We start from the raw sequence: 10522 nt of genomic DNA on the forward strand, positions 1-10522 counted from the left end.
GCGTCTTTCGAAAGGAACTGTCACCGATGTGCTGAGACATCAACTGTCACCAGTGTCCTGAGGCAGAACTGTCACCGATGTCTTGAGAGATCACAGAATTTGTCGATAAGGCGAGTGGTTACACGGTTTGGACGGACCCGTGGACACTGCTTTAGCCAGCTTTAGCCCATGCGGCTACTTCGGTGATTAGGCCTAAATAGCATCAGATTCCGGGACAGTCCCGAGAAACATCCGTAAGCAGTTCCGTTCGCGCTGCGGGTGCGCATATGCTCGGCACACAGCTACTGCTAATGGGAGCTGCAAACTAGGAACAACCACGGGATTCACCTTCGAAGGAGAATGATCATGGATGCGGAAGCCAAGGTTCTTGTCGGTGTGGACGGTTCGGAATCGTCCATCCAGGCGCTCCGTCTCGGGGCGCAGCTGGCGCCGGCCCTGAACGCCACCATTGTCGCTATTGCCTGTTGGGATTTTCCGGAGATTTACGCCGGATACGTTCCACCGGATTTCGCCCGGTTTGAAGCGGCTGCATCAAAGACGCTTGCGGACGCCTTGGAAAAGGCGTTCGGTGAGGAGACTCCGGAAAGGCTGACCTCGCAACTGATCCGGGGACCGGCTGCCGCGAAGCTCGTGGAAGCGGCGGCAGGTGCTTCGTTGCTGGTGGTTGGACGCCGGGGCCATGGGGGTTTCCTTGGCATGCACCTCGGCTCCGTGAGCTCTGCGTGTGTTGCCCACGCGGACTGCCCCGTCATGGTGCTGCACGCCGAAAGCAGCCACCGCTCCCATCGTCTATGGGGCTCAAAGGCGAAGGGACAGACCCCCGGAAAAGCCGGGATTCCGCCCCTAAAACCGTAAGGTACGGCTTCTCACAGGCGCCGGGTCCCTCTCATTTCGCCGCTCCGTCCACTCGGTTGCCGGATTGGTCGAACTCGTGGCCTTCGATTTCGTGGCGGATTTCAGCGGCGATGGGATCCAGCTTCCGGTTGGAGTAGCTGACATACCAGCCCGTAATGGCGAAGGTGGAAACAAACTGAAGAAGGCCCAGGATGAGCCCGATGTTGATGTTTCCCCAGACCTTAATGGACATGAATCCGGCAGCATAGTCAGCCAGCAGGACGTAGGCGAAATACCAGAGCAGGAATGCAATGGCCATGGGAAAGACAAAGCTGCGGTGACGTTTGCGAAGTTCCTGGAACCGCTTGGTCGACTGGACTTGCTTAAAATCCACGGACTCCGCTGCGTCCGGAGTTTCGGCTTCGTTACCCATCGTTCCTCCTCATTGAGACTTGCAGTCCACACCGGCTGAACAGACGTCCGGCCAATGTGACTGCACTCACTGTGGCACGTGGCGGCCGCCGTTCCCATTGTCTCGCATAGCCCCGATTTAGTCTCGCCCTAATGCGACATCAGCCGAATTGGGGCACGCAGAAAAAGGAATTATCGCGGAGATCATCGCGCCAACCCGGCCGTTCCAAAGCCACAATCACCTCCGTGAAACTGAGTATCACTTGACTTGACACTCAGTTTCACTGTAGAACGGTGACATGGTTCCTCACAATGTCGTAGAAACTGCCTCGCTCACGGACGCTGCGGTCGACGCCTGCGAGTCGCTCGGAAAATCGGCGCAGGCGTATGCCGCGGCCCTAGTAGATACTCAACGGCAGCGCCCGGCGGGCGCACCCGGCGCCGATCCGCGCCCCGTCCGAAGCGTTGGCGTAATCGGGGCCGGGCTCATGGCCAGCCAGCTTGCCCTTGTTTTTGCCAAACAGCTTGGCGTTCCGGTCCTGATCACGGATCTTTCCCAGGCAAAGGTGGATGGCGCGCTTGGCTGGATCGCCGCGCACCTGGAGAAGCTGGTGAACCGGGGGCAACTCAGCGAAACGGCGGCCCGCGACCTGGGCAGTCTTGTCCGCGGCACCGTGGATAAGCGCGAGTACCGGGACTGCGACGTGGTCATCGAGGCGGTGTTCGAGGAGTTGGCCGTCAAAGGCGCCGTCTTCGCGGAGATCGAGCCCCTGCTGCGCACTGATGCGCTGCTCCTGACGAATACGTCGTCCCTTTCCGTCACGGCGATGGGCCACGGCCTGGCCCATCCGGAACGCCTGGTGGGACTGCATTTCTTCAATCCGGTGGCTGTGCTGCCGCTCGTGGAAATCATCAGCACTGACAACAACGACGACGTCAGCGTCGCCACCGCTTGTTCGCTTGCCCGGCTTCTGGGCAAGACTGCGGTCCTGGTAACTGACACGCCGGGCTTTGTGGTGAACCGGATCCTGACCCGGCTGTTCTGCGAACTGCTGCAGGTCATTGACGACGGGACGGATATCGAACTGGCGGACCATGCCCTGGACCCGCTCGGGCTACCCATGACTCCGCTGACGCTGCTGGGTTTCATCGGACCCGCGGTCCAGCTGCACATCTGCGAGACCATGCACGACGCCTACCCTGACCGGTTTTATGTCAGCAGCAGCCTGGCAGCCATTGCGGATGCCCGGCTGCGCGGCTACCTGGCTAAGTCCGGCACGGTGCTTCCCGAGGCGGCCGCCCTGCTGCCGGCTGCCGAAGCCGGAGGTTCATTGCCGGCACCGGACGCGGAGGCCATCAGGGCAGGGATACTTGACGCCCTGGCCGAGGAGGTGGGCCTGATGCTCGCCGAAAAGGTGGTGGCCGGTCCCGCGGAAGTGGATTTGTGCATGCTGCTGGGCGCCAACTTCCCCCAGCGTCAGGGGGGCCTCACCCCGCTGCTAGACCAAAGCGGCGCCTCCCGGCGTGTGTGGGGACGGGATTTCCACCCCGGGTCCGGCTTCGTCGGATAGCCAGGGCCGCGCGGCCCGCCTCAAACAAGCGCCGCCACCTCCGCGCCATTCTTCAATTCCTCCCCAAAAAAGGATGTAAGCCCATGCCCGACTATGACGTCGCTGAACCGCTGGACACGGACTACTACTCCGTCTTCGCCAACATTTCCGCACCCGACCGCGAAGCGTGGAGGCGTGCCCGGGATTTCACCGCGGAGGCCCTGCCGCAGATGAACGACTACTGGGAGCGGGCCGAGTTCCCCGCCCACCTGGCCAAGCGGATGGGCACCATGAACCTGCTGGCCGACGGCATTGACGTACAGGGCCTGGAGCCCATGTCCGCGCTGGCCGCCGGCCTGGTTAACATGGAGGTCTCCCGCGGGGACGGTTCCCTGGGCACGGTGATCGCAGTCCAGGGCGGCCTGGTACTGCGGACGATTGCCCTTTTTGGCTCTGACACCCAGCGCAGGACCTGGCTCGGTCCGCTGGCCCGCGGCGAAAAGCTCGGCGCGTTCGCCCTGACGGAACCGGACCACGGCTCCGATTCCGTGGCACTGGAAACCAGCGCCTCGCTCGATGGGGAGGACTACGTCCTCAATGGCGAGAAGAAGTGGATCGGCAACGGCTCCGTAGGCGATGTCACGGTGGTCTGGGCACGCGATGACGACGGCGATGTCCGCGGTTTCCTGGTGGAACAGGACCGGGAGGGTTACGAGGCCGAAACCATCACCGGAAAGGCCTCGCTGCGCGCAATACACCAGGCCCGGATCAAGCTCAACAACGTCCGCATTCCAAAGGCCAATCTTCTCCCCGGTGCCCGCACTTTCAAGGACACGTCCGAAATCCTTGTTGCCACGCGCCTGGGGGTGGCCTGGTCCGCCCTCGGCCACGCCACCGCCGTCTACGAAGCCGCGTTGAACTATGCCACGCAGCGGACACAGTTCGGCAAGCCGCTGGCAAAGTTCCAACTTGTTCAGGACCGCCTGGCGTACATGCTCTCGGAGCTGACCAGTATGCAGCTGCACTGTTTCCACCTCGCGGGGCTTGATACGGCCGGCCAGATGCGCCCCACCCAGGCCTCGATGGCGAAGTACCACAACACCCGCAAGGCCCGCGAGCTGGCGTCCATTGCCCGCGACATGTTGGGCGGCAACGGCATCCTGCTGGAAAACCACGTGATCCGGCACCTTCTGGACATCGAATCCATCCATACCTACGAAGGCACGCAAAGCATTCAGACCCTATTGATCGGCCGCGATGTCACCGGACAAAGCGCCTTCGCCTAAGGATTCGCCATGACCACAATTGAACTTCCCAATGAAACCCCGCTGAGCCCCCTGCGGTTCCTGCAGCGCTCCGCCGAGGTGTTCGGGCAGAAGACGGCGATCCTCCACGGTGACCGCTCCTATACTTACCGGGACTTCGCTGCCGAAGCCCAGGGGCTGGCCAAGGTGCTCAAGAGCAGGATCCAGCCCGGTGACCGGGTGGCCTTCCTGTGTCCTAATGTGCCGGAACTGCTGATTGCCCACTTTGCCGTCCCCCTGGCCGGGGGCGTCCTGGTGGCCCTGAACTCGCGGATGTCCGCCCGGGAGCTCCAGTACATCCTGGAGCATTCCGAAGCCAGGCTGCTGTTTGCCGATTCGGAACTGCTGGCCACCGTGGCGGGAATGGACCTGGGCCTGACGCAGCTGGCTGAGGTGATCGAAGTGCCGGACAGCACCATCCCGTATCCGGAGGTCCCGGCAGGCATGGGCACGACGCAGTACGCAGACTTCCTCGCCGGACCGGGATGCGGGGACACGGATCTTCCGTGGGGTGTCCAGGACGAACGCACCCCCATCACGCTCAACTACACCTCCGGCACCACAGGCAAGCCCAAGGGTGTGCTGTATTCGCACCGCGGGGCGTACCTGAACTCGCTCGGGGAAACCATCCACAATCAGTTCACCGGCGACACGCGCTACCTGTGGACGCTTCCGATGTTCCACTGCAACGGCTGGTGCACCACTTGGGCCGTGACGGCGGCCGCAGGCCTCCACATCTGCCTGCGGGCTGTGCGCGCGGACACGGTCTGGGACGCCATCGACACTCTCGGAGTCACCAACCTCTGCGGCGCCCCCACGGTGTGCAGCATTATTGCCGGCGCACCCCAGGCCCACGAGCTGAAGGTGCCGCTGCGTATCACGACGGCGGGCGCGCCGCCGTCGCCCGCGATCATCACGTCACTGGAGGCAATCGGGATAAGCGTGGTCCACGTTTATGGGTTGACCGAGGTGTACGGCCCGTACACGATCTGTGAGCATCAAACCGAGTGGGATGATCTATCCACCCAGGACAGGGCCGTCAAGATCTCCCGCCAGGGAGTGGGGATGCTGCAGGCCGAGACGGCGCGCATCGTGGACCTGGACATGCTCGATGTCCCGGCCGACGGCGCAACGCTGGGCGAAATCGTGCTGCGTGGCAACAACGTGATGCTCGGTTACTTCAAGGATCCCGAAGCCACGGCCGACGCCTTCCGCGGCGGCTGGTTCCATACCGGCGACCTCGGCGTGATGCATCCCGACGGCTACATCCAGCTCAAGGACCGGGCCAAGGACATCATCATCTCCGGCGGAGAAAACATCTCCACTATCGAGGTGGAGCAAGCCATTATGAGCCACCCGGCAGTGCTGAACGTGGCCGTGATCGGCGTCGCGCACGAGAAATGGGGCGAACGCCCGGTGGCCTTTGTCATCCGCAGCAGCTCCAGCTCGGTCACGGCCGAGGAGATCCGCTCGCACGTCAAGGGCCTGCTCTCAGGATTCAAGGTTCCGGACAGGATCCTTTTCCCCGAAGAGCTCCCCCACAACTCCACCGGCAAGGTCCTGAAGTCGCGGCTACGCGCCCTGGACCTCAGCGCCCCAGCCCTCAGCAAGGAACCCACCAAATGAGCAGCCAGGACATAGTTGTTGTGGGCGCGGCCCGCACCCCTCAGGGAAAACTGATGGGCCACCTGGCTTCACGGAGCGCTGTACAGCTTGGCGCCACGGCCATCGCCGCGGCTCTGGAACGCTCCGGGGTTGGGCCGGCCGCCGTCGATGCGGTCATCTTGGGCCAGGTCCTGACGGCCGGCGCCGGCCAGAACCCCGCGCGCCAAAGCGCCGTCGCGGCAGGAATACCGCTCAGCGCCCCCGCCGTCACCGTTAACAGCGTCTGCCTCTCCGGGCTGAGTGCCATCATCCAGGGCGTCAGGCTGCTCAAACTGGGCGAGGCGGATGTGGTGGTCGCCGGCGGCCAGGAATCCATGAGCCAGGCACCGCACCTGCTCACCGGCTCGCGCGCCGGCTACCTCTACGGCGGCATCACGGCCGTGGACTCGGCCGGCCATGATGGGCTCACGGATGCCTTTGACCAGGAGCTCATGGGCATTGCCACGGACCGCGCCAACGCGGACCTTCAGCTCTCCCGCGAGGTGCAGGACACTATCGCGGCGCTGTCCCACCAGCGGGCGGCCGCGGCCCGGGCCGAGGGAAGATTCAGCGCCGAAATCGTCCCTGTTTCGGTGCCGCAGAAGCGCGGCGCGCCCGTGCTGGTAAGCGATGACGAGGGCGTACGCCCTCAATCCACGCAGGAGGTGCTGGCCGGGCTGAAGCCGGCCTTCACCGCGGCGGGAACAGTCACCGCCGGAAATGCTTCGCCGCTGAGCGACGGCGCCGCCGCCGTCGTGCTGGTGACCCGCGCCTACGCCGATGCCCACGGGCTCGACGTGCTGGCCGTCGTCGGGCCCGCCGGGCAGATCGCCGGGCCGGACACAACACTGCCGGACAAGCCGGCACAGGCAATCACCGCAGCCCTGGCCCGCGCCGGCTGGACGGCCGGGGACCTTGACTTCGTGGAAATCAACGAAGCCTTCGCCTCGGTGGTGGTGCACTCCGCAGCGGCCCTGGGCCTCGGTTTGGACAAGGTGAACGTCAACGGCGGTGCCATCGCCATCGGACATCCGATCGGCGCCTCCGGAGCGCGGCTGGTGGTCTCGGCCGTCCATGAGCTGATGCGGCGCGGGAGCGGCAAATCCGCCGTCGCGCTTTGTGGCGGCGGCGGACAGGGTGACGCGCTGCTACTGTACCGGGATGGCATCAGTGGCTAATTTCCGTTCCGGCGTGGCCGAGGCCGCGCTGGACCTGTTCACCGACAATGGCTACGACCCGACCAGCGTGGACGATGTTGCCCTCGCTGCCGGCATCTCCCGCAGCACCTTCTTCCGTCAGTTCCGCGCCAAGGAAGACGTGATCTTTGCGGACCACGAAGCCCTGCTCGCTGAGCTGACCGCCTACCTGTCCGTGGGCCACCCGGATCCATGGGCGGCCGTCTGCCAGGCCGCGGAACTGGTCTTTGCGAAGTTTTCCGAACGCCGGACATTGGCCCAGAAGCGCTACCACGTCGTGCAGGCGGTGCCCGCGCTCCGGGACCGGGAAACGATCATGGTCTCCCGCTATGAACGGCTTTTCTCGGACTACCTCCGCCGCGCTCTGCCAGGCATATCAACACTGGACGCCATCCGGTTCGCCGCCGCAGTCACATCAACTCATAACTATGTGCTGCGCGAAATGATGCTGGATTCCCCCCGTGGCTCCCTCCAGAATCTGGAACACGAACTCCAGGCGGTGCGCCGTATCTTCGGGGTACTGCCACCGGAGGACCCGGCATCCAAGGCAGCCGAGGATGACCTGGTTGTGGCCGTTTTTCCGCGCTCGACACCCACTGCTGAGCTGGCGCGTCGCATCCAGGACAAGCTCGACGGCCGATCCGTCTAGCCTGCTCCATCCGGCTGCTCAGTCCACCTGCTCCATCTAACCGGGGAAGGGCCCTATGAAAGGGCATGACAACGAAGTCTACCGTCCGAGCGACCGCGACCTGCTGAAGCGGGCGATCCGGGAAACCGCAGCCCGGACAGGCTCAGCAGTGTTCTTCGCAGGCCTCGTCAACCGCACCGAGCTCACCATCACCGAGTTCTTCGGCACGACGACGCACGGTCTGAAGAACCTCAGCGTGCAGCCCGGCGAGGGCGTGGGCGGGCGGGCCCTCTCCCAGGCGCGCACGGTCGGGGTGGCCGACTACTTTGACTCCGACAGCATCACCCATCATCATGACGACGCCGTACGCATCGAGGGGCTGCGGACCATGGTGGCGCTCCCCATCCTCGTAGACGGCCGTGCCCGGTGTGTCCTCTACGCGGCAACGCGGGAGCGGACATCGATCGGCGAGTGCGTGGTGACCGAACTCAGCGCCGGCGCCTCGAGGATCTCGCGGGAACTGGCCATTCGGGACGAGGTGGACCACCGGGTCTCGATTCTCCGGGTCGTCCAAAGCCTGGCCGCGGAGCCACCGGACCGGAACCTCATCGAGACCGTCCGGCTCGCGCATGCCGAGCTCCTCTCGGTGGCCAGCACCACGACTGATCCCGAACTCGCCCAGCGCATCCTCGCCGTGACCGCACGGCTCGAGGGCTCCGACGCGGCGCCGGCCGGCGTCCCGCACCTCACCCGACGGGAGACGGATGTGCTCGCCCAAGTGGCGCTCGGCTGTTCCTATGCCGAAACCGGCAAACGGCTTTCACTCAAGGCAGTCACCGTGAAGAGCTACATGCAGTCGATCATGGCGAAACTGGACGCGCACAGCCGCGCGGAGGCCGTAGTGGCCGCACGCCGGCTCCGCCTTTTGCCCTGACCGGTGACGCTAAAACACCTCCATCGGGAGGTGGTGGCGAACGCACGGCGCTGGCACGATGGCATCTTCGCGTCGAAACAAACCTCGTTTCGACGACCGATGTCAAAGGAGATATCGCATGCTCGAAAGCCTCGCACCGGTGGCGAACCGGTCCGGTCCGCGCCCCACCTCGATGGCCAGGGTCGCCGTCGCCAGCTCGATGGGCAGCATCATCGAGTTCTACGACTTCCTCATCTACGGTACGGCTGCGGCCCTCGTCTTCCCCCAGGTCTTCTTCCCGGCGCTCGGCCCGGCCGCCGGCACTCTCGCCTCATTCGGAACCTTTGCCGTGGCCTTTGTCTCGCGCCCCCTTGGTGCCGTCCTGTTCGGCCACTTCGGTGACAGGCTGGGGCGCAAGAAAACACTCGTCAGCACACTGCTCATCATGGGCATCGCGACCGTCACCATCGGGCTGCTGCCCGACGCCAGCGTAATCGGGATCGCCGCGCCGATCATCCTCGTTGTTCTCCGCTTTCTTCAAGGATTCGCTGTCGGCGGCGAATGGGCCGGCGCGGCACTGATGGCCGCCGAGTACGCCCCGCCCAAACACCGGGGCCTCTTCGCAGCCTTCCCCCAGCTGGGCCCGTCGATTGGCTTCGCCCTCGCGAGTGCAACCTTCCTCATCATCAATCTGTCACTCGGCGACAAGTCGGAGGCATTCCTCACATTCGGCTGGCGCATTCCTTTCATCGGAAGTGCAGTGCTCGTTATGATCGGTCTCTACATCCGCCTCAAGATCGAAGAGACTCCAGTCTTCAAGGAGGCCAGCGACTCGAGCGCCGTCCCGGCTGGGCCCCGCAAGCTGCCCGTGTGGGAGTCGGTGCGAAACCAGCCACGCCAGATCCTCTTGGGCGGCGCCTCCACCATGATGCTCTTCGCCTTCTTCTACATCGGCACAGCCTTTCTCAGCAGCTATGGCACAAGTGCCGAGGGCCTTGGCCACAGCCGGCCCACCATCCTCTCGCTGGGAATCGTCGGCGCGATATTCTTCGCAGCCGGAACTATTGGCAGCGCAATGCTCTCCGACCGGATCGGCCGCCGAGCCGTGATCGTCGGCTCGTGCTTCGTGGCGATCCCCTGGTCGCTCCTGCTCTTCCCGATCCTCGACATAGGCACCACCTGGTCGTTTGGAGTCGGGCTGTCCGGCACGCTGCTGATCGTCGCCGGAATCTACGGTCCGGTTGGCGCCTTCCTGCCGGAGCTCTTCGCCACCCGCTACCGCTACACAGGTGCCGGAATGGCCTACAACCTCGGAGCGCTGGTCGGCGGTGGTGTCACGCCACTGGTGGCGGCGTCGCTCGGCGCCAGCCTGGGGAGTCCGGCCATCGGGCTGCTTCTGGCCGGAGTGAGCCTGGTGAGCCTCTTCGCCACCTTCGGCCTCCCGGAGACCCGTGGCATCGACCTCGCAACCTCCGGAACCACCGCCGCAAAGTGACCGCACAGCCGGCCACCGGGTCGACGTCGGCGGTGGCATCTACGAGGGCCCGGTAGCCGGTCAGCTTCGTCTCCCGCGAATGGATTCGGACCCGCTTGTGCGCACGTCAAGTTTTTGAGACAGTTTCGTCGTTGTATTTCGGTTACGCGGCCAGGGATTCCTGATCGCGGGTCTGGTGGGCGGTGAGGGCTGCCGCCGGGGAACGTGTCCCTATGTTTTTTGTCAAGCATTGGGACGGGTTTTCCTTCGAAATGGTGGCGGATCGTTTTTGGGCAGGAACCAACGGCCAGCGGGGGTTTGCCCGCCGGCTGATGCCTCTGGCCTCTCAGGCTGTCGTGGGGCTCGGCGCGTCGTAGAGTGTGCCGTCGCGGAGCATCGCGAAGAGGACGTCGCAGCGGCGCCGGGCGAGGGCGATGAGGGCCTGGTTGTGCCGTTTGCCCTCGGCGCGCTTCCGGTCGTAGTACGCCCGTGACAGCGGGTCCTTCAACGCGGCGAATGAGGAGAGGAAGAAGGCCCGTTTGAGGCTCTTGTTGCCCTTCTTGGACGG

General features: G+C 64.4%; 9 protein-coding genes and 1 pseudogene. 8 read left to right on the forward strand and 2 right to left on the reverse strand.

Annotation, left to right across the window (positions count from 1 at the left end; all coding sequences use genetic code 11):
* The first annotated feature begins 345 nt into the window (after positions 1-345).
* Positions 346-855 carry a universal stress protein gene (locus ACVWY0_RS21645; protein WP_485838525.1) on the forward strand — a complete coding sequence of 170 codons (510 nt, stop codon included), beginning with the start codon at positions 346-348 and terminating at the stop codon, positions 853-855.
* Between the two features lie 31 nt (positions 856-886).
* On the opposite strand, the gene ACVWY0_RS21650 is transcribed toward ACVWY0_RS21645, so the two are convergent.
* Positions 887-1267: a DUF485 domain-containing protein gene (locus ACVWY0_RS21650; protein WP_485838526.1), complete on the reverse strand. Its 381-nt coding sequence runs from the start codon at positions 1265-1267 to the stop codon at positions 887-889.
* A gap of 277 nt (positions 1268-1544) precedes the next feature.
* Here ACVWY0_RS21650 and ACVWY0_RS21655 point away from each other — a divergent pair, with 277 nt between their 5' ends.
* The 7 genes from ACVWY0_RS21655 (at position 1545) to ACVWY0_RS21685 (ending at position 9975) form a co-directional block, all read left to right on the forward strand.
* Positions 1545-2816, forward strand: a complete 1272-nt coding sequence (locus tag ACVWY0_RS21655) for a 3-hydroxyacyl-CoA dehydrogenase family protein (protein ID WP_485838527.1) — start codon at positions 1545-1547, stop codon at positions 2814-2816.
* 83 nt (positions 2817-2899) lie between these two features.
* Positions 2900-4081 carry an acyl-CoA dehydrogenase family protein gene (locus ACVWY0_RS21660; protein ID WP_485838528.1) on the forward strand — a complete coding sequence of 394 codons (1182 nt, stop codon included), beginning with the start codon at positions 2900-2902 and terminating at the stop codon, positions 4079-4081.
* Positions 4082-4090: 9 nt separating this feature from the next.
* On the forward strand, positions 4091-5725 hold the full coding sequence (locus ACVWY0_RS21665) for an AMP-binding protein (protein WP_485838529.1): 1635 nt from the start codon (positions 4091-4093) through the stop codon (positions 5723-5725).
* A complete protein-coding gene (locus tag ACVWY0_RS21670) occupies positions 5722-6921 on the forward strand; it encodes an acetyl-CoA C-acetyltransferase (protein ID WP_485838530.1) in 1200 nt (399 codons plus the stop codon). The genes ACVWY0_RS21665 and ACVWY0_RS21670 overlap by 4 nt, the downstream gene beginning before the upstream one ends.
* Positions 6905-7588 (forward strand): TetR/AcrR family transcriptional regulator, encoded by a 684-nt coding sequence (locus tag ACVWY0_RS21675; protein ID WP_485838531.1) that lies wholly within the window; start codon positions 6905-6907, stop codon positions 7586-7588. Before ACVWY0_RS21670 ends, ACVWY0_RS21675 begins: the two co-directional genes overlap by 17 nt.
* A 55-nt stretch (positions 7589-7643) precedes the next feature.
* Entirely contained in the window at positions 7644-8501 is an 858-nt protein-coding gene (locus ACVWY0_RS21680; protein ID WP_485838532.1) for a LuxR C-terminal-related transcriptional regulator, read from the forward strand.
* A 118-nt stretch (positions 8502-8619) separates the two neighbouring features.
* A complete protein-coding gene (locus ACVWY0_RS21685) occupies positions 8620-9975 on the forward strand; it encodes an MFS transporter (protein WP_485838533.1) in 1356 nt (451 codons plus the stop codon).
* Between the two features lie 325 nt (positions 9976-10300).
* Here ACVWY0_RS21685 and ACVWY0_RS21690 read toward each other — a convergent pair.
* Positions 10301-10522, reverse strand: a pseudogene (locus ACVWY0_RS21690) (IS110 family transposase); the annotation flags it as partial.

The organism is Arthrobacter sp. UYNi723 (assembly GCF_054057635.1).

What these genes read in the sequence shown, in the direction of transcription:
- ACVWY0_RS21680 (WP_485838532.1), top strand. Translation starts at nt 7,644, where the DNA reads ATGAAAGGGCATGACAACGAAGTCTACCGTCCGAGCGACCGCGACCTG.
- ACVWY0_RS21670 (WP_485838530.1), top strand. Translation starts at nt 5,722, where the DNA reads ATGAGCAGCCAGGACATAGTTGTTGTGGGCGCGGCCCGCACCCCTCAG.
- ACVWY0_RS21675 (WP_485838531.1), top strand. Translation starts at nt 6,905, where the DNA reads ATGGCATCAGTGGCTAATTTCCGTTCCGGCGTGGCCGAGGCCGCGCTG.
- ACVWY0_RS21650 (WP_485838526.1), bottom strand. Translation starts at nt 1,267, where the DNA reads ATGGGTAACGAAGCCGAAACTCCGGACGCAGCGGAGTCCGTGGATTTT.
- ACVWY0_RS21665 (WP_485838529.1), top strand. Translation starts at nt 4,091, where the DNA reads ATGACCACAATTGAACTTCCCAATGAAACCCCGCTGAGCCCCCTGCGG.
- ACVWY0_RS21660 (WP_485838528.1), top strand. Translation starts at nt 2,900, where the DNA reads ATGCCCGACTATGACGTCGCTGAACCGCTGGACACGGACTACTACTCC.
- ACVWY0_RS21655 (WP_485838527.1), top strand. Translation starts at nt 1,545, where the DNA reads ATGGTTCCTCACAATGTCGTAGAAACTGCCTCGCTCACGGACGCTGCG.
- ACVWY0_RS21685 (WP_485838533.1), top strand. Translation starts at nt 8,620, where the DNA reads ATGCTCGAAAGCCTCGCACCGGTGGCGAACCGGTCCGGTCCGCGCCCC.
- ACVWY0_RS21645 (WP_485838525.1), top strand. Translation starts at nt 346, where the DNA reads ATGGATGCGGAAGCCAAGGTTCTTGTCGGTGTGGACGGTTCGGAATCG.